The organism is Tumidithrix elongata BACA0141 (assembly GCF_036349135.1).
GTDB classification, from domain to species: Bacteria; Cyanobacteriota; Cyanobacteriia; order Pseudanabaenales; family Pseudanabaenaceae; genus Tumidithrix; species Tumidithrix elongata.
Genome location: NZ_JAZBJZ010000023.1, coordinates 1 through 19,083, shown reverse-complemented (window position 1 = coordinate 19,083; position 19,083 = coordinate 1). Strand labels below are relative to the sequence as shown.

The following is a 19,083-nucleotide window of genomic DNA, read 5'->3' as shown; positions in this document are numbered from 1 at the left end:
GCGTAATTGATTACTAATCCACTTAGAACTAACTTATACCCAAAGCTGCAATCTAGGAACTGGTTTAGTAATTTTTGCTTATCTCCTAATTCCCAGCTAACGGTGCCTGAACGAAGCCAAAGCCACCGTTAGCTAAGCAGAGCCTTTAGTATTTAGGCACAGAAGGATCGATCTCTTGGCTCCAAGCGTTAATGCCACCTTTGACATTAATGCCATCAATGCCAGCTTGCTTGAGAATACCCAATGCCTTTGCAGAACGTCCACCCATCTTGCAATGGGCAATGAGCTTATGCCCATTGAGCAGTGACTTCACTTTCTCCACACCCTTGCCATTCTCAATCTCAGGTAAGGGGATCAAGACTGTATTGGGGATTTTGCCAATTTCCCATTCGTTGGGGTTACGAACATCCACGATCAGATAGTCCTTGGCACCTGCATCGATAATCTGCTTGAGTTCGCGAACGGTCATCTCAGCAATGGGCTGTTGTGTCTCTGTGGCTGCTGCTTGGGGAATGCCGCAGAACTGCTCGTAATCAATTAGTTTCTCAATTACAGGTCGAGTTGGGTTGGGACGCAGCTTTAACTCGCGAAACTTCATATTGAGAGAATCGTAAAGCATCAAGCGCCCGCTCAAGGTTGTACCTTTCCCCAAAATAATCTTGACCGTTTCTGTGGCTTGAATGACGCCAATTAAACCGGGGAGAATCCCCAATACACCACCCTCAGCACAGGAAGGAACTAACCCAGGAGGCGGTGGCTCTGGATAGAGATCGCGATAGTTAGGCCCGCCCTCATAGTTAAATACGGTGGCTTGCCCTTCAAAGCGGAATATCGAGCCATAGACGTTGGGCTTGTTTAACAACACACAGGCATCGTTAACTAAATAACGGGTTGGGAAGTTGTCCGTACCATCGACCACAATGTCATAGGGTCTAATGATTTCCAAAGCATTTTCAGAGCTTAGACGAGTTGGGTAGAGATCGACTTGGCAGTAGGGATTAATTTCAAGAATGCGTTGCTTGGCAGACTCAATTTTGGGTTTGCCTACCCAACTCGTGCCATGAATGACTTGCCGTTGCAAATTAGAGGTATCGACAATATCAAAATCGACAATGCCAATGCGTCCAATGCCAGCTGCCGCAAGATACAACAGTAGGGGAGAGCCTAAGCCACCCGTACCGATACACAGCACACTGGCAGCCTTAAGGCGTTTTTGTCCTTCTACGCCCACCTCGGGCAAAATTAAATGACGCGAATAACGCTCGTAGTCATCTGGACTAAGTTGAATATTATTAAGGTCAGGGTCAAGCATAGGTTGAGTCAGAGTTACCTTTGTTAATCATGGAATGATTTGGCGATTTTTGGGGAATCAAAAACATTTCTTAGTCAGAGCTTAAGATTCTATGTCTGTCGAATCACATCTAACTGGTCTATATTTGATGAATAATTTGATTTGATGCATAAGCATGGATTGCGATCGCAGTCATTTTAGTTGCAGATGCTAGTCATGTGCTTATCTTCACCCACTTAATTTAAGTATAAAGTAATCGCTTATGGATACCCCATACATCTACTACATTCCCATCTATCCTGATGATGACTGCAGCGAAACCCTCATGCACTTATTTAGTGGAGAACCGGGGCTAGACAAGGAAATTTTTGCTCTGCTAGAACAACTTGATAAGCGAGAAAGCAAAGGAGAGGCTGTTGATTATATTAAAGAATTTGAAGTTAAGTTAAGACTTAAGCGGGTTTCTGTACGACAATTACCCCGTCATCAGTCCAGATTTGTTCCGATTACGACATAATCTAAACCCAAAGCTCCTCGAAATTTCTAGGCTTTAACTTTGTAATTTCAACTTGTAATTTCAACCTTTGCGATCGCAGCTTCCTCCAGATCTATTTAAATAGCACAGGTGATATCACCAACTTTTCGGGTAAATACCATATTCTCGCGATAGTCAACGGGGCAGTCAATTACGGTGGGTACTGACTGCTCCAGTGCTTCCTTTAAGGTAGGGATCAAATCGATCGCGGACTTCACCCGATAGCCGATTAGCCCCATACTCTCTGCCAACTTGACAAAATCAGGATTTCCAAACTTGACATGGGCAGATTTACCAAAGTGAATGTTTTGTTTCCATTCAATCAAGCCATAGCCACCGTCATTAAAGATTAAGGTGACAAAAGGCGTACCTATGCGCACGGCGGTTTCCAGTTCTTGCATATTCATCATAAAACCGCCATCGCCCGTAATCGCGATAATCTTGCGATTGGGATAGACCAGTTTGGCTGCTACTGCGCCAGGGATGGCGATCCCCATGGCGGCAAACCCATTAGAGATAATGCAGGTGTTAGGGCGATCGCAGTGATAATGCCTTGCCATCCAGATTTTGTGAGCCCCGACATCGGAAATCACGATATCTTCGGCTCCCATGACTTGGCGGACATCATAGACAACTTTTTGGGGCTTGACTGGAAACCCTTCGTCATCGGCATACTGCTCGTAGTCGGCAAGAATGCTAGGTCTGAGGTGTAAGGCATGAGGGTCGGGTTTCCCAGAGCGATCGACTCGGTGCATAATCTCATTGAGGGCATCAGAGATATCGCCCACAATTTCCACCCTAGGAATATAGCTGCTGTCAACTTCCGCCCGATTTTCGCCAATGTGAATAATCGGGATTGTGCCCAGAGCATTCCATTTTTTGGGCGAGTATTCGATCAGGTCGTAGCCTACGGCAATCACCAGATCGGTCTCATCAAAGGCACAGTTGATCAAATCTCGCTGTTGTAAACCAATCGTCCACATTGCCAGAGGATGGGTGTAGGGAATCACGCCCTTACCCATAAAGGTATTCACCACAGGAATATTGAGCCTTGTGGCAAAGTCTGTGAGCGCTTGACTAGCTTTGGATCGAATGGCACCATTGCCCACCAAAATCAGAGGATTTTTGGCTTTGGCAATCAGCATGGCAGCATCGCCTAAACTTCGGTAAGAGGCATACATTCTGCTGTTGTCATCTACGGTCAAAGGTTTCCCCGTTACCTCCATTGCCGCGATATTCTCAGGTAGGTCAATATGCACGGCTCCCGGCTTCTCTGTTTGTGCCAATTTAAAAGCTTTACGCACAATTTCGGGGGTAATGCTAGGACGCACGATCTGGGCATTCCATTTGGTTACGGGCTCAAACATTGCCACGAGATCGAGATATTGATGCGATTCGATATGCATGCGATCGGTGCCTACTTGTCCTGTGATCGCCACCAAGGGAGCGCAGTCAAGGTTGGCATCGGCGACACCTGTCATTAAATTGGTTGCCCCTGGACCTAAGGTTGATAGGCATACGCCCGGTTTCCCCGTGAGCCGCCCATAGACATCTGCCATAAACGCCGCCCCTTGTTCGTGGCGGGTGGTGATAAATTGAATGGAGGAATTCTCTAGGGCATTGATGACCTCTAAATTTTCCTCGCCAGGGAGTCCAAAGATATATTGAACCCCCTCATTTTCAAGACAACGGACTAATAGTTCGGCGGTATTCATAGGTTTCGTTTAACGATCGGTAAATTCTTGACTGCGAACCACAATTGCAAAGTTTATTTGACGTAGACAGTTTTGATGTTGACAAATTCTTGGATGCCTTGAATGCCCAGTTCTCTGCCATATCCAGATCGCTTAATTCCCCCAAAAGGCAATTTCGGATCGGATTTGACCATACTGTTAATAAACACGGCTCCAGCTTCAAGATCGTTAATCAGACGCTCTTGTTCCTGCGGATCGGTTGTCCATGCACTAGCACCTAAGCCGAAGGGAGTGCAATTGGCGAGGGCGATCGCTTCGTCAATATCTGCAACCCGAAACAGGGAAGCCACAGGCCCAAATAACTCATCGGCATAGGCTGGACAGCCCTTAGGAATGTCGCTCAAGATTGTGGGCGGATAGAAGTTTCCCTTGGCTAAAGGCGTATGGCTATAGATCTGCATATCACCCCCAATCAGCAGTTTTGCACCATGTTGCACAGATTTCTGGACTTGGAGATCGAGTTCTTGACGTATGCGATCGGTGGCTAAGGGACCAATATCGGTTTCAGGTAGCATCGGATCGCCTACCTTTAAGGCTTTGTATCCTTCAACGAGGCGTTGCTCAAATTCCGTTGCGATCGCAGTTTCGACAATAAAGCGCTTAGCAGCAATACAAGACTGACCGCTGTTGAGCATTCGCGCCGCGATCGCCGTAGAAACAGCTTCTTCAAGATTGGCGCTTTTGAGCACGATAAATGGATCGCTACCACCCAGTTCCAATACGGTTTTCTTGATTTCGTGCCCCGCGATCGCGGCGAGACTTTGACCTGCAGGTTCGCTACCCGTGAGCGTAGCAGCTTTAACCCGCACATCTTTTACAATTTCTGCAACGCGATTTGCCCCAACTAATAGGGTTTGAAATACTCCTGTAGGAAACCCAGCGGTTTGGAAGATCTCCTCTATTGCCAAAGCACACTGAGGTACGTTAGAGGCGTGTTTTAGCAAACCAATATTGCCTGCCATCAGCGCTGGCGCAGCAAACCGAAATACCTGCCAAAATGGAAAGTTCCAAGGCATCACGGCTAGAATAATCCCCAAGGGCTGATAGCGCACCAAAGAACGACTGGCAGCAGTTGGTATAGATACATCTCCTAGAAATTGTTCGGCATTCTCAGCATAAAAACGACAAACTAAAGCCGATTTCTCAACTTCAGCGATCGCGCTAAGCAATGGCTTCCCCATCTCTAAGGTCATTAACTTGGCAAATTCTAGCTTACGCGCTTCTAGAATGTCTGCGGCCTTATGTATCCAGCCTGCTTTTTGGGCAAAGCCAATGTGGCGATACGTTGTGAATGCTCGATTGGCAAGCGCTAACTTGGTATCAAGTTCAGAACTTGTCAGGGCGATAAAAGTCTGGACGACTTCCCCAGTCGTGGGATTTGTAGAGGCGATCGACATTTCCTCAGAACCTCCAGTTTGGTAATTTTTGAGGAGTAATAACGTAATGCTTCACCAAGAGCTTGTACCTTAGCCTAAAACACCAAGGACTTCAGTTCCTAACTCACTGTTTTAGATCGTTATCAATGGACATTAATAGACTAAAACCTAGTCTGGCTTTCCTGTTCAGAGGCTTTAGCATTTAGCTCTCAATTTATTGCAGGGCTATCTGGCTTATAAAAAGGTTGGGTACAAGATCTGGTGTCAACTACTTTGATACTTTGATCGATCTTATCAACAAATTCTAATTCTGTTATAAAGAATACATTCTATGAAATATTTTCTGGACTGAAGCTTAGCTAAAAATTCACGCTCCTGAATATTTATTTTCGCGGCACTCGCATCGATCCTTGTAAAAACAACCATGGCTTAGAAGAGTTATCGAGGTAAAATCTCATCCAAGCGAAGTTGAAAATCAAGCAAAAGAGGGGATACAAGCAGTTTACTAAGACGATATAGTTGTTAGTTGTAACCTTCAACAATCAATTGGCAAATCGTAAATGTGGGCTGTTTCGGTTTACCAATAAAAAAACACCCCCCAACCCCAAATAATCGCCAATCCAATATTCTGGAATTCCCAACAGAGCATATTCCTCAACCTTACGGGCATAATCGTTTTCCCAGTTAGTGCCTACAACTTCAACTACGAGTTTGATAGATTGCCCCAAAGTGATAAGGGGTTCCTTTTCCCATAAAGGTTCATGAAGCAACATCCTTTCATCCAGCACTACAATATCAGGACATAAATATCAGGACATAGGACAAGATCGGTTTCTGCAAACGGTCGGATCAAACAAGTACGAGGAATAAACCAAGGCTGTTCGGAAACAGTAAGAGCAATGCCTATTTTGGTTGCCAGTTTACCACTCACGGTTTCGTGGAGCCCAGTTTGTTCCATGCCGAGTCGGAATTTACTAAATTTTGAGTATTGTATTATACCGTTCTAACTAGGAGAAAAGTCATAAGGATTACGATCCTTAAAAATTTAGCCCGATTTCAGAAGGGCGCGATCGCATGAAAATCTTTGCGGCTAGCAAGATTTAAGGCTTGTCAAGAGCAACGCGATCGCTTCGACAAAGGGACGTAACTCACGGGTCGGCAAATTCCCATTGTTGATCAGAATGGCAAAGGCAATTTCATCGTAGCCACTGGGCTTCACATAGCCTGACAAGGCGATAACACCCGACATCGTGCCTGTTTTCCCTTGTAAAATCCCTGCGGCGGGCGTGTCCTTAAAACGGTTGACCAGCGTACCATCTACCCCAGCCACAGAGAGGGAATTGCGGAAATCGCGATCGCTTGCCATTACTTTTAGTAACAGAACCATCGCTCTCGGCGTAATCAGATTGCTACGCGATAAGCCCGACCCATCGACAAGAAGGAAACTGCGATCGCTCAAACCGATGGATTTGAGGAACCTCGTCGCGATCAGAATACCTGTGCTTAGATCGTCATTCTCGACTTCATGAGTGCGACTTCCTAGAATTCGCAGTAAGAGTTCGGCATAGAGATTATTGCTGTCTTTATTGGTGGTTTGGAGCAGCGATCGCAGGGGTGGCGATAGAACTCTTGCCAATTCCACATTGGGTTGTGAGCTATTCGGATTTAGGGAAGAATTGGAATTAGAATCAATCTGAATGCCTTGATTCGCTAACTCCGTTCGCAAAAGCATCAAAAACTGCGCTTCAGGATCGGGCACTGCGACGCCACCCAATTCAGGTTCGGCATCTTGAGCAAGCTGCCCTCGAATCATTAATCGCCTTTGTCCAAAAGGGCGTTCGACCTGTAACGAGCTTTCGCGATTGACGGAACCTGTGGTAGCTTGATTTTCTACGATCCAACCATTCGCTAACTGGGGTTGTTCCCATTGGAATTGTAGGGGTTTTCCAACCTGTGTGGTCGAAATTGTCCAGAGTAGCGCATTCTCATCAATCGTGGCAGCCGAAGCGATCGCACCGTAATATTCCTGTAGATCTTGCCATTCCCAACTATCTCCTATGCCAGAACCTTGGAGCGAAGATAGAGTTCTAATCTTGCCACGAATGCGCTTGATTCCTCTATCCGTTAACTGTTTGACTAGCAACTTTAAGCTCGTCTCAGAGCGAAAACTCGGATCGCCGCGACCGATCAGCCATAAGTCCCCCATAATTTCTCCCTTGGCATTGGGAGGTTGAGCGGACATCAGGGAAGTGGTAATGCGATAATCCCCTCCTAGTAACTTCAACGCTGCCGCAGTAGTTAGCAGTTTGGCATTTGAGGCGGGGATAAAGTAGCGATCGCCATCCAAATCGATCGGAACTTGCGAGGATGGTGTTAAAGTTTGGGCAAACACGCCTAAGCGTGAGAACTGTAGCTTGGGATCTTGAGCAATTTTATTCACCTCTGCTTTGAGTTGACTGGCACAAATCGCTGAAGTTGCGGCGTAAGATTTTTCCGCGATCGCTAGAACAGCGATCGGAATGACAAGGTAATGAATTATAGAGCGATAGGAACGAAGCATTCGCATAGTTTTGTTTTACATAAATCGTAGAAAGCATTTACTTAAATGCTTCGCCCTTACAGCTAAATAACTTAATTATGCGCTAAGTTTGTTGAGGGCTTTTCGGAAGACAATTTTATCGACACCATCTGCATAGAAATCACGAATTTTTGCTTCTTGTTCGTAACCGTTGCTTTGGTAAAACTTCCGAACGTATTCAAAGTCTTCCGTGCCTGATGTTTCGACGAGCAGCACGCGATCGCCACGTTCCGCCAAAATCTTCTCAACATGAAAGAGTAGAGCTTTGCCGCGTCCTTGTTTTTGGCGGGTAGGATGAATGGCAATCAAATACAAGTTCCATATCCCTTCAGTCATACGTTCTGGCGCGGTATACGCAACACCCACTGGTTCGCCATCATCATCAGTAAACCAGAGTTCAGGGCTATTCGATGTGCCAGTGAAGTGCTGGGCAAGCATCTGGGAAAGTTCTTCAGTCTGTTGCGGCTCAAACAGTCCTGATGCCTCAGCCAATGCAATCAGCGCCTTCGTATCATCGGGCGTGGTCGGTCGAATCATTGTAGTGCTTGAAATTAATTGAAGTAAGTGATAGTACCACCAGAATGTAAATTAAAACAAAAAGTATCGTTGTGCCATCGGTAAAACCGTTGCGGGTTCGCAGGTCAACAATTCACCATCAGCCCTCACCTCATAGGTTTCAGGATCGACTTCCATTCTAGGCATGGCATCGTTCAATTTCATATCTCGCTTCGAGATATTCCGCGTACCCGACACCGCGATCGCAGTCTTCTTCAAATTCAATTGTTGTGGAATTCCCTTCGCTAAAGCTGCTTGAGAAACAAACGTTAGAGAAGTGTGATTGATTGCTCCGCCATAACTGGCAAACATGGGGCGCATATGTACGGGCTGAGGAGTGGGAATACTGGCATTGGCATCCCCCATTTGCGCCCAAGCGATCGCGCCGCCTTTCAAAACAGTTTCAGGTTTAACACCAAAGAAGGCAGGTCGCCACAGGCACAGATCCGCCAGTTTCCCGACTTCAATAGAACCGACATGGGCAGAGATTCCATGCGCGATCGCGGGGTTAATCGTGTACTTGGCAATATAACGTTTAGCGCGAAAATTATCCGCTTTAGATTCCTGCGTGGAGGTCAGTACACCGCGCTGCACCTTCATTTTATGGGCGGTTTGCCAAGTACGAATAATCACCTCTCCGACTCTTCCCATCGCTTGAGAATCCGAAGAAATCATACTGAATGCGCCCAAATCGTGCAGGATATCTTCAGCCGCGATCGTTTCGCGCCGAATGCGAGACTCGGCAAAAGCAACATCTTCTGGAATGCTAGGATCGAGGTGGTGACAGACCATCAGCATATCGAGATGTTCGTCCAGCGTATTAAGCGTATAAGGACGTGTTGGATTGGTAGAAGAGGGAAGTACGTTGGCTTCACCGCAGACCTTGATGATGTCAGGAGCATGTCCGCCACCCGCACCTTCCGTATGATAGGTGTGAATGACGCGATTTTTAAAGGCGCGAATGGTATCTTCGACAAATCCAGCTTCGTTCAAGGTATCGGTATGGATGGCAACTTGAACATCGTAGTCATCGGCAACGCTAAGGCAGTTATCGATCGCGGCGGGAGTGGTTCCCCAATCTTCATGGAGCTTTAGTCCCATCGCTCCTGCTTCGACCTGCTCGACCAAACCTTCAGGTTTGCTGCTATTCCCTTTCCCTAAAAAGCCCAGATTCATCGGAAAGGCGTCGGCTGCTTGCAACATGCGGTACATATGCCAAGGACCGGGGGTGCAGGTGGTGGCATTCGTACCTGCGGCGGGGCCCGTGCCACCACCAATCATCGTCGTCACGCCAGAAGCGATCGCGACTTCGATCTGTTGCGGACAAATAAAGTGAATATGGGTGTCGATACCACCTGCGGTGAGAATCATGCCTTCGCCTGCGATCGCTTCCGTACCCGCGCCAATAATAATATTCACATTATCTTGAATGTAAGGATTTCCTGCTTTGCCGATCGCGGCGATTTTGCCATCTTTAATGCCGACATCGGCTTTGACAATTCCCCACCAGTCGAGAATGAGGGCGTTGGTAATCACGGTATCCACTGCACCATCAGCATTCGTAATTGGCGATTGTCCCATGCCATCCCGAATCACCTTCCCCCCGCCAAATTTCACTTCGTCGCCGTAGGTGGTGTAATCCTGTTCCACTTCGATGATAATTTCAGTATCGGCAAGACGAATGCGATCGCCTACGGTGGGGCCAAAGGTTTCTGCGTAAGCGCGGCGATTCATTCTATAACTCATGGGATTCTTCTCGATAAAGATTTAATAGATTTAATGACACCTAGGGGCAAGAATTTGGGCAGCTACGACGGGGGGGGATTGCCCCTACTTCTTTTTCTTGTTCTTCGATTTTTTGGTTTTCTCTTCCAATTCACCTTTCGGCCGATCGTCCAATTTACCTTCGATCAGGGCATTGAATCCGTACATTTCTCGACTACCGGCTAAGGCGACTAAGGTAACTTCACGATCGTCACCAGGTTCAAACCGCACCGCAGTTCCCGCAGGAATATCCAGCCGCATGCCGCGTGCCTGCGATCGCTCAAATGCCAAAGCTGCATTCACCTCAAAAAAATGGTAATGGGAACCAACTTGAATGGGGCGATCGCCTGTATTTGCCACCTTTAAGCTCACCGTAGGGCGATCGGCATTCAGTTCAATTTCTCCCTCTTGGATAAACATTTCACCCGGAATCATAGTTTTTTACCTTTTTAGATTTCTATCTGTTATTTCAATTAGGCTTTTAAAATCTGCTCGGCAGTCAGTTGTAGCTCTGGAAACGTACTTGACGCGATCGCATCATTCCCTCTAAACATCGAACGTTGATATTCACCCTTGTCATCTAATACATACACGAATATGGTTGGAAGCTTCGGTTTACCAAGATATTCTCTGCCTCCCAGGGCTAAGTAATCGACAATCCAATATTCATGGATGCCCATGCGCTGATATTCATCTAACTTATCGATGTAGTCATCATCCCAATTGGTTGAAACGACTTCCACGGCTAGCTGAATTGGCGATCGCAACGCCGCATAATCCGAACGATTGGCTCGCCAGTCATCGCGATCGATCACGCTGACATCGGGCATTCGTCCTTGCTCAGTTCCATCTTGACTTAAGGTTCTAAGCAGAACAGATTGTTTGATTACATAGCTCAGATCAGATCGTTTGACTTCATCATAAAAACATCGATCTAAAAAGTCCGCAATATCAATATGATTCCTTGTGATGGATCTCTCAACTAGCTCACCATCGACTAACTCATAATGTGAACAATTAGGAGAGAGTTCTAAGAATTCCTCGAAAGTCAGCTTAGGTTTTACGGTTGTAATCATAGCGAACCTCTAGCTAGAGAATAAGAGCTACTGAATTGGGTTATGGACTGTTACGAGTTTTGTACCATCGGGGAAAGTTGCTTCCACTTGGACATCATGGATCATTTCGGGGATTCCTTCCATGACATCGGCTCGTTTGAGTAGAGTCGTGCCATAGGACATCAGTTCCGCAACCGTGCGCCCTTCTCGAGCTCCTTCTAAAATTTCGGCGGTAATGAATGCGATCGCTTCGGGATAATTTAGCTTTAATCCCTTAGCTTTGCGTCTTTCTGCTAGCAGCGCTGCTGTAAAAATCAGTAATTTATCTTTTTCTTGGGGAGTTAGTTGCATGGATGATTCCTATTTCGATTTCTTAACATTAAAAACCTTGAGATTTGACCTCTCTCCAACCCCAATTACCCCTCCCTAGCCCTCCCCTTGTAAAGGGGAGGGAACAAGATCTCTTATCTTCCCCCTTTACAAGGGGGAATTAAAGGGGGTAAGTCCGACTTGTGTACATGGTAGCTTTTCACATCTGCCAAACTCTGGGTAAGCACGCCGATCGCTGCATATAGGATAGACGCAAAAGTTGCCACACATCTCTAAACCAGCTCCGCACTTCTGAGTTTGAGTTACCTCGATAGCGACAAAGCAAACCAGAGATGAGACGGCTCACGCCTGCTTCTCCATTATATTTTCCTGCGGATTGCCCCTCTGTCCACAATCTACGGATTTTTTCAACAATCTCAGGCGTGGCAGCTCGACCGACCAGTGCAAAACTACCGACAACAGCGCAGCCATTTAAACCGTGCGGACTATCGAGAATCGTCCGATCTCCTTCCAGCCATTGCCGATCGATCCATAGGGGTTTCCCCTGTTGCCAAACCTCTGTATGCGATCGCCAAGTTCCTTCTGTAAACCTTTCCCCGCTAGCACTGCGTCCAAACCTCGTAACCTCCCAGCCCAACCAAGTCGCACTAGGGGCTAATTCAATTCTCAAATTTTGCCGATAAATCGCTGATGCAAAGGCGATCGCTTCTTGGGGCAGCCACTCTAGGCAAGCCCCCTCACCGACAGAAATTTGGATGGTTTGCTCTGCTTCTTGACCGTTGGAGCGATAGATCTTGCTGGCTGCTGCCGTCGTAATCAACGCATGGGCTGAGGGCGCAACTTGAAGATCGATCCTCAGGCGATCGCCGCCAACAATGCCCCCTGCGGTATGTAAAATCACCCCATGACAGACTTCTGCACCTTCAGGATAAAACGGACGTTGAATCTTGAGTGGGGCAGTTCCTTGGCTGCGGGTCATGAGGGTTGTCCCATCCTGCAATGCGAAATCTAGCTGAAGTTTGCCGTGCCAACGAGAGGAATTCATGGCTGATGTGTTGACCTTACATGGAACAAAATCCCGTGATTATAGATGTCTACGGGGTAGGCACGGGGGCACTACCCCTACAAAATTCAAATTTTCTGGTAGGGGCAAGCCCCCCGTGGTTGCCCTTCTTGTAATTGCAGCAGGGGTAAATTCTAAACCGCTAAGAATTTCTGAATCACATCGTTACTGAGTTCGCTGGTCGCCCCAGATGCCACAATGCCACCCTTTTGCATAGCGTAGTACCAATCAGCTTGACGCACAAAATGTAAATGCTGCTCGACCAGAAGTACACCCACACCCGTTGTTTGCACGATCCGACGCACCGCTGCTTCAATTTCTAGAATGATCGAAGGCTGAATCCCTTCTGTGGGTTCGTCTAGAACGAGTAATTTAGGTTTTCCCATCAAAGCCCGCGCGATCGCGAGTTGTTGCTGCTGCCCACCGCTGAGATCGCCGCCCAAACGCCAGAGCATCGACTTGAGCACGGGAAATAGCTCGTAGACTTCCTCCAGATCGTCTTGCAGCGAAGCAACTGTCGGCTTCTGAGATTTATCTCTGGCTTCTAAGCCTAGGATCAGGTTCTCTTTCACCGTGAGGCGGGGAATCACTTCGCGTCCTTGGGGCACATAGCCAATTCCCATCCTAGCGCGGCGATCGGGGGACAGACCTGTCACATTCACCCCTGTAAATTTAACCTTGCCTTTGCGGGGTTTGAGTAGCCCCATAATCGTTTTGAGCATTGTGGTTTTGCCCACACCATTTCGACCAATCAGGCACACCATCTTACCCGCTGCCACACCCATATCGACGCTACGAAGAATGTGACTTTCTCCATAGTAAACATCGAGATCGGTAATCTCTAGTAACGGTTGTGCGCTGGTCAGATCCTGAGCGATCGCATCTTCCATTTGATTCATCTTACTTTGATGTTAAGGGTTTAATAGGCTTGAGGATTTTGGGGAATTATGCTGCCTCATGGACTTCTTCTTGCTGTTGGCCTAGATAGACCTCAATCACGCGAGGATCGTTCTGAACTTCTTCAATCGTGCCTTCGTACAAAACGCTACCCTCATGCAGTACCGTCACTTTACGCGAGATTTGCCGCACAAATTCCATGTCATGCTCGATCACGATAATCGAATGTTCTTGGGCTAGAGAAATCAGCAGTTCTCCTGTCTGTTCCGTTTCTTCGTCGGTCAGACCCGCAACGGGTTCATCCACCAGCAATAGATCGGGAGCCTGAGCGACAAGCATGCCAATTTCTAGCCACTGCTTTTCGCCATGGGAAAGGAGCCCAGCTTGAATGTCTGGCTTTGCTACCAAGCCGATAGTTTCCAGCAAACCTGAGACCGTGCGCCGTTCCGTCACCGAGGAACGACCGAGCAGGGTTGAAAAAACACCCTTATTGCGATTACAGGCAAGTTCTAGGTTTTCCCTTGGGGTGAGATTGAGATAGACTCTGGGAGTTTGAAACTTACGCCCCACGCCAAATCGTGCGATCTGGTGTTCTGACATCGATCGCAGATTTCTCCCTTTAAATCTCACCTGTCCGATCGTTGGCTTGACCTTCCCTGTAATGACATCTAAAAAGGTCGTTTTCCCTGCGCCATTCGGGCCGATAATTACCCGTAACTCGCCTTCATCCATACTGAAATTGAGGTTGTTGAGTGCTTTAAACCCGTCAAAACTAACGGTTAAATCCTCAATCTCCAAGATTCTTGCGTTCATACTGTACCTCTGGATCTTCTTCAAGACTAGGATAGGGAACTACTTTGCGACCAAAGAATAGGGTTTTAAAAATCTGTACGCCTTGCGTGCGCGCCCAACCGACCAAGCCATCGGGAAGCACCATAACCACAAGCAGAAACATCGCCCCCTGAAAGAATAGCCATATTTCTGAGAACTGTTCGCTCAAGATGCTCTTGGCAAAGTTGACAAGAACTGCACCAAGAATTGCCCCCGACAAACTCGCCCGACCGCCTACTGCCACCCAAATCACCATCTCAATCGAGAAAGCAATATTCATGGAGTTATTGGGCGAAATAATACCTGTTTGCGGTGTATAAAGCGCACCGCCAATCCCCGCTAGAGCAGCGGAAATCGCAAACACCAAAACCTTAAAACCTGTCGGATCGTAGCCCGTGAAACGCACGCGAGGTTCGTCATCGCGAATCGCAATCAGTAAGCGCCCAAACTTTCCACTCGTCAACCAACGACAGAGTGCATAGGCTAAGGCCAAAAATATAATCGTGAGAATGTAAAAAACCCGTCTCGTTTCTGGGGCATTTACGGTCGCACCAAAAATCGTCTGGAAATCGGTTAATCCATTCGTACCATTGATGAGCTTTTGCTGTCCGTTAAAGATGTTGTAAAAGATAATCGTAGTGGCTTGCGTCAAAATCGAGAAATAGACACCGCGAATGCGATTGCGAAACACCAAAAAGCCGAACAATGCTCCCACGATCGCAGGAATTAGAATAATCGCAACAATCGTAAATGGGAAAGAATTAAAGGGTTGCCAAATCCAAGGGAGTTCGGTAACGCCATAAAGGGGCATAAAAGAGGGAAGCTTTGAGGTAGCGTCGGGAGGAATTTGCAATTTTAGGTACATGGCAAAGGCATAGCCACCCAATCCGAAAAATACACCATGCCCCAAACTGAGCATACCTGTATAGCCCCAGATTAAATCGATGCCAAGTGCCACGATCGCTAGAGCCAAAAAACGCCCCAGTAGCTCGACGCGAAATCCCTGCCCGATCGCAACCAATAGGAGGGGGACAAGAAAGATCAGCAACAGCGCAATTCCAATTACGATGGCTGCCTCAATCAGAAGCGATCGCTTAATCTGTCCCTGTTTTTTCTGCACTTCAATTGCTGTCATTTCATTTATTCAGTTATCAGTTTTTGAGAAGCTGTTAGCAGTTCAAACATGTAGTGATTCACTAAGCATCAACCGTGCGTCCCTTTTGCGGAAACAGACCCGCAGGACGGAATTGCAAGAAAGCCACAATCAGGGCAAATAACATCACCCGTGCCATGCTGGTTGAAGAAAAGAAAGTGAAGAAATCGGCAAGGGGTTTGATCGGAGCGACTAACGCCACCAACGTGCCCGAACCCACCAAATAGTTGGTTGTGCCCAGAACTAGCGCCGCCACAATGGCACCGATCAGCTTGCCAACACCACCAACGACAACCACCATAAAGGTATCGACAATATAGTTTTGTCCCGTATTGGAACTGACCGAACCTAAGAAACTGACGGCACAACCTGCAATTCCTGCCAGACCTGAGCCGAGCGCAAACGTGAGCGAATCAACCGTCTGGGTGGGAATCCCCAAACAGGAACTCATGCTGCGGTTTTGGGTCACGGCACGAATGCGCAAACCCCAAGGCGATCGCTGCAAAAATAGATAAATGCCAATCACGCAGGCGATCGTCAGTACGATGATAAACAGGCGTGTATAGGGCAGTTGAATATTGCCAATCGGTAAGCCACCGCGCAACCATTTCGGTGCAGTCACATCCACACCCTGCGCGCCAAACCAAGGTTTTGTCGCAGTGAGTTTGTAGGTTTGAGCTAAAAATGCGCCAACGCTAAATGAGATTGCGGCAGATAGGGGTAATAATGCCGCGATCGCCCAATTCCGTATCACCTGCCAATTTGTGCGTTTTTGTAAAACCCACATACCCCCAAAAAACAGACCGCAAAATATAAGGATGCCTGCGAGAAACACCCAGTTCACACTACGGACAAATTGTTGCAAGATTAGGCTCACACCCCAAGTTGCTAACAGCGTTTCTAAAGGTCGTCCATAGAGAAACCGAATGACACCGCGCTCCAATAGAAACCCCACAAAAGCAGTGACAAGGAATGCCGCAATCAAAGCTGCGAAAACATAAAAATCCTGCCAAGGATCTCCCAAAAGCTTAAATCCATTTTGGACGAGATAGGTGGTGTATGCCCCTAGCATCATCAACTCGCCATGTGCCATGTTGATCACACCCATCAAGCCAAATACAATTGCCAGCCCTAAAGCTGCCAGCAATAAAACGGAGCCAGTACTGACTCCGTTAAATACGCCATCCAGTAATCTCAGCAATACGTCGAGCATTTACCTTTACTGATTAGTTATAGTCATCAAAAATTTTTATAGGGGCACTGCCCCTATGCCTACCCATCAAGTCTAGGGCAACCACGGGGGATTGCCCCTACATGTTGATTTGCTTCTACTTAGGCTTTTTTGTACTTACCGCCCTTTGCCTTATCAGACCAGTCACAGGCATAGCCCTTGGTATCAGCAACAAACTGGTTCCATGGCACTGGTACGACGGCTTCCTTGGTTTCAAACACAATCTTAAACAGACCGTCATCTGCAACTTCACCAATTCGGACAAACTTGGTGAGGTGATGATTGGAATTGAGTGTGTACTTACCACCGGGAGCATCAAAGGTTTGTCCGTAGGCAGCAGCGCGAACTGCTTCAATATCTGTAGTCTTCGCTTTCTCTACAGCTTGCTTCCACAGATAAACCATGACATAGGCGCATTCCATGGGGTCATTGACCACACGATCTGCACCGTACTTGGCTTTAAAGGCTTCCACAAATTTCTTACTAGCAGGAGAATCAACGGTTTGGAAATAGTTCCAAGCAGCATAGTGTCCCTTGAGGAACTCTTTTCCGATCGCTTTGATTTCTTCTTCCGCAATACTGACAGACATCGAAGGATATTTGTCAGGGGTCAAGCCTGCACCTTGCAATTGCTTAAAGAAAGCCACATTGGTGTCGCCGTTCATGGTGTTGTAAATTACGCCACCATTGGGAAGAGCCTGCTTGATCTTGGTGATGATTGGTGTAACTTCTGTGCTGCCAAGGGGAAGGTAATCTTCACCCACGACCTTACCACCCAAAGCTTCTAGTTGAGCCTTGATAATCGTATTGGCTGTACGAGGGAACACATAGTCGGAACCAACGAGGAAAAATTCTTTTCCTTTATTTTTTAACAGCCATTCTACGGAAGGCTCGATTTGTTGGTTAGGAGCAGCACCCGTGTAGAAGACGTTCAGAGAACATTCTTGTCCTTCATACTGAACGGGATACCAGAGTTGGTGTTTTTTGGACTCAAATACAGGCAGTACCGCTTTACGGCTGGCGGAAGTCCAGCAACCGAATACTGTCACAACCTTATCTTGATCGATCAACTTGGTTGCTTTTTCAGCAAAAGTAGGCCAATCAGAAGCACCATCTTCCTGAACGGCAACGATTTGCTTACCTAAAACACCACCCGCTTTGTTGATTTCTTCGATCGCTAGATTTTCAGCATCTACGACACTCTTTTCACTGATTGCCATCGTGCCGCTCAGGGAGTGTAAAATCCCCACTTTGATCGAGCCACCAGAAGGCGCAGTGGTTGCCGCAGCCGTAGTTGGTGCTGTAGTTGCTGGAGCAGAAGTTGCGGAGGCTGTTGGAGTTGGGGTCGAAGGCGCACAAGCCTTGATCAGCATACTGCTGCCCATTGCTGCCGATCCGTACAGCAGAAATTTGCGACGATTAAATTTACTGTTCATTAAAGGTTAGCGCCTCCATAAGACTGATTGAGAATATAGGTTCTGAGCATGGGTTTAAAATGCCAAAAAGAACGAATTCTCGTGCGATCGCTTTGCATGACGTATCATCACTCCTCACGAGAAAAATACTGACTTAACTTTGACTTAACACAGCTAAATCCACACTAATCCTGATATAGGCTTACTTGGTCAGTGGTATCACAGGATACAATCCTTTGTAAAAGCACCTTAATAAGGGTGAGTTATTACTGGAACTATGGGTATTATTTACAAATTTGCTGAGTTCATCACATATTGCGGCTAATAAACTGGGTGACCTCAGGCAAACCAACCTGTGTTTTTAGGTTTGTAAAAACAAACGGTTTTTCACCCCGCATCTTTTTTGTGTCTCTTTCCATTACCCCTAAATCAGCACCGACATAGGGAGCCAAATCGATTTTATTGATCACCAATAGATCGGATTTTGTAATTCCAGGCCCACCCTTACGCGGAATCTTATCGCCTGCAGCAACATCTATCACATAAATTGTCAAGTCCACGAGTTCGGGACTGAAGGTAGAAGCAAGATTATCTCCCCCACTTTCTACAAACACCAGATCGAGATCTTGCCAGCGATGCTCTAGTTGGTCGATCGCCGCTAAATTCATCGAAGCATCTTCTCTGATTGCCGTATGCGGACAACCACCCGTCTCAACTCCGACAATGCGATCGCGCTCTAATGCCTGACTGCGCACTAAAAATTGGGCGTCTTCTTGGGTATAAATATCGTTGGTAACTACAGCAAGATTAAAATGTTGCCGCATGGTTTTACAAAGGGCGTCAACGAGGGCGGTTTTTCCCGAACCCACAGGACCTGCAATGCCGACACGAAAAGCAGTCATAGACGTTGTTAGGTTGTTGTAGAGAGTTTTATCCTGTAAGTCTAGCAATGAGTCGGTTCGTAAGATCTTAGCGATCGCTAAAAAATGTACTAGTCCATGGTTAAGCTCTTATAAAATCTACTTAACCCGCTAAGGTTTGCTGCAAATTTCTAGGCATTTCTCAATGACCAATCAAAATAACGAGCGATCGGTGGATAGTTCTGATGGTTCAGTTACGAACTTCCACCATTCTAAATCAATTAGTAGTAGGATTGAGCTTAAGAAAACTGATACCGTTTTAACAGTTTATATATATCCAGTACCTTAGTACAGGACAAAACCTTGCAATAAAGACAGAAGAGGGGTTTCATAGG

Annotated in this window: 17 protein-coding genes and 1 pseudogene; 1 reads left to right on the top strand and 17 read right to left on the bottom strand. The window is 46.9% G+C overall.

What is annotated here, in order from left to right; genetic code table 11:
• Positions 1 to 145 precede the first annotated feature (145 nt).
• Positions 146 to 1,312 (bottom strand): molybdopterin-synthase adenylyltransferase MoeB, encoded by a 1,167-nt coding sequence (moeB, locus tag V2H45_RS07960; protein WP_330483097.1) that lies wholly within the window; start codon positions 1,310 to 1,312, stop codon positions 146 to 148.
• 241 nt (positions 1,313 to 1,553) lie between these two features.
• Here moeB and V2H45_RS07955 point away from each other — a divergent pair, with 241 nt between their 5' ends.
• Entirely contained in the window at positions 1,554 to 1,808 is a 255-nt protein-coding gene (locus V2H45_RS07955) for a hypothetical protein (protein WP_330483096.1), read from the top strand.
• Positions 1,809 to 1,903: 95 nt separating this feature from the next.
• Here V2H45_RS07955 and V2H45_RS07950 read toward each other — a convergent pair whose 3' ends face one another.
• The 16 genes and pseudogenes from V2H45_RS07950 to ureG form a co-directional block, all read right to left on the bottom strand.
• Positions 1,904 to 3,541 carry an acetolactate synthase large subunit gene (locus V2H45_RS07950; RefSeq protein ID WP_330483095.1) on the bottom strand — a complete coding sequence of 546 codons (1,638 nt, stop codon included), beginning with the start codon at positions 3,539 to 3,541 and terminating at the stop codon, positions 1,904 to 1,906.
• Positions 3,542 to 3,594: 53 nt separating this feature from the next.
• Positions 3,595 to 4,977: an NAD-dependent succinate-semialdehyde dehydrogenase gene (locus tag V2H45_RS07945; RefSeq protein WP_330483094.1), complete on the bottom strand. Its 1,383-nt coding sequence runs from the start codon at positions 4,975 to 4,977 to the stop codon at positions 3,595 to 3,597.
• 417 nt (positions 4,978 to 5,394) lie between these two features.
• Positions 5,395 to 5,914 (bottom strand): annotated as a pseudogene (locus tag V2H45_RS25565) (Uma2 family endonuclease).
• A 132-nt stretch (positions 5,915 to 6,046) separates the two neighbouring features.
• Positions 6,047 to 7,522: a D-alanyl-D-alanine carboxypeptidase/D-alanyl-D-alanine endopeptidase gene (dacB, locus tag V2H45_RS07930; protein ID WP_330483091.1), complete on the bottom strand. Its 1,476-nt coding sequence runs from the start codon at positions 7,520 to 7,522 to the stop codon at positions 6,047 to 6,049.
• A 69-nt stretch (positions 7,523 to 7,591) separates the two neighbouring features.
• Positions 7,592 to 8,071 (bottom strand): GNAT family N-acetyltransferase, encoded by a 480-nt coding sequence (locus tag V2H45_RS07925; protein ID WP_330483090.1) that lies wholly within the window; start codon positions 8,069 to 8,071, stop codon positions 7,592 to 7,594.
• Positions 8,072 to 8,122: 51 nt separating this feature from the next.
• Entirely contained in the window at positions 8,123 to 9,835 is a 1,713-nt protein-coding gene (gene ureC, locus V2H45_RS07920) for an urease subunit alpha (RefSeq protein WP_330483089.1), read from the bottom strand.
• A gap of 84 nt (positions 9,836 to 9,919) precedes the next feature.
• On the bottom strand, positions 9,920 to 10,288 hold the full coding sequence (locus V2H45_RS07915) for an urease subunit beta (protein WP_330483088.1): 369 nt from the start codon (positions 10,286 to 10,288) through the stop codon (positions 9,920 to 9,922).
• A 38-nt stretch (positions 10,289 to 10,326) separates the two neighbouring features.
• Entirely contained in the window at positions 10,327 to 10,929 is a 603-nt protein-coding gene (locus V2H45_RS07910; protein ID WP_330483087.1) for a Uma2 family endonuclease, read from the bottom strand.
• A 27-nt stretch (positions 10,930 to 10,956) separates the two neighbouring features.
• Positions 10,957 to 11,259, bottom strand: coding sequence for an urease subunit gamma (gene ureA / locus V2H45_RS07905; protein WP_330483086.1), 303 nt, complete (start codon positions 11,257 to 11,259; stop codon positions 10,957 to 10,959).
• A 178-nt stretch (positions 11,260 to 11,437) separates the two neighbouring features.
• Complete coding sequence (locus V2H45_RS07900; protein WP_330483085.1) at positions 11,438 to 12,283, bottom strand: urease accessory protein UreD; 846 nt, start codon at positions 12,281 to 12,283, stop codon at positions 11,438 to 11,440.
• Between the two features lie 152 nt (positions 12,284 to 12,435).
• Complete coding sequence (urtE, locus tag V2H45_RS07895) at positions 12,436 to 13,200, bottom strand: urea ABC transporter ATP-binding subunit UrtE (RefSeq protein ID WP_330483084.1); 765 nt, start codon at positions 13,198 to 13,200, stop codon at positions 12,436 to 12,438.
• A 46-nt stretch (positions 13,201 to 13,246) separates the two neighbouring features.
• Positions 13,247 to 14,011 carry an urea ABC transporter ATP-binding protein UrtD gene (urtD, locus tag V2H45_RS07890; RefSeq protein ID WP_330483083.1) on the bottom strand — a complete coding sequence of 255 codons (765 nt, stop codon included), beginning with the start codon at positions 14,009 to 14,011 and terminating at the stop codon, positions 13,247 to 13,249.
• On the bottom strand, positions 13,986 to 15,164 hold the full coding sequence (gene urtC, locus V2H45_RS07885; RefSeq protein ID WP_330483082.1) for an urea ABC transporter permease subunit UrtC: 1,179 nt from the start codon (positions 15,162 to 15,164) through the stop codon (positions 13,986 to 13,988). Before urtC ends, urtD begins: the two co-directional genes overlap by 26 nt.
• 61 nt (positions 15,165 to 15,225) lie before the next feature.
• The gene (gene urtB / locus V2H45_RS07880; RefSeq protein ID WP_330483081.1) at positions 15,226 to 16,395 is read right to left on the bottom strand and encodes an urea ABC transporter permease subunit UrtB; all 1,170 of its coding nucleotides are present in this window, start codon (positions 16,393 to 16,395) and stop codon (positions 15,226 to 15,228) included.
• 119 nt (positions 16,396 to 16,514) lie between these two features.
• Positions 16,515 to 17,849 (bottom strand): urea ABC transporter substrate-binding protein, encoded by a 1,335-nt coding sequence (urtA, locus tag V2H45_RS07875; RefSeq protein WP_330483080.1) that lies wholly within the window; start codon positions 17,847 to 17,849, stop codon positions 16,515 to 16,517.
• Between the two features lie 287 nt (positions 17,850 to 18,136).
• Positions 18,137 to 18,730, bottom strand: a complete 594-nt coding sequence (gene ureG, locus V2H45_RS07870; protein ID WP_330483079.1) for an urease accessory protein UreG — start codon at positions 18,728 to 18,730, stop codon at positions 18,137 to 18,139.
• Positions 18,731 to 19,083: the final 353 nt, after the last annotated feature.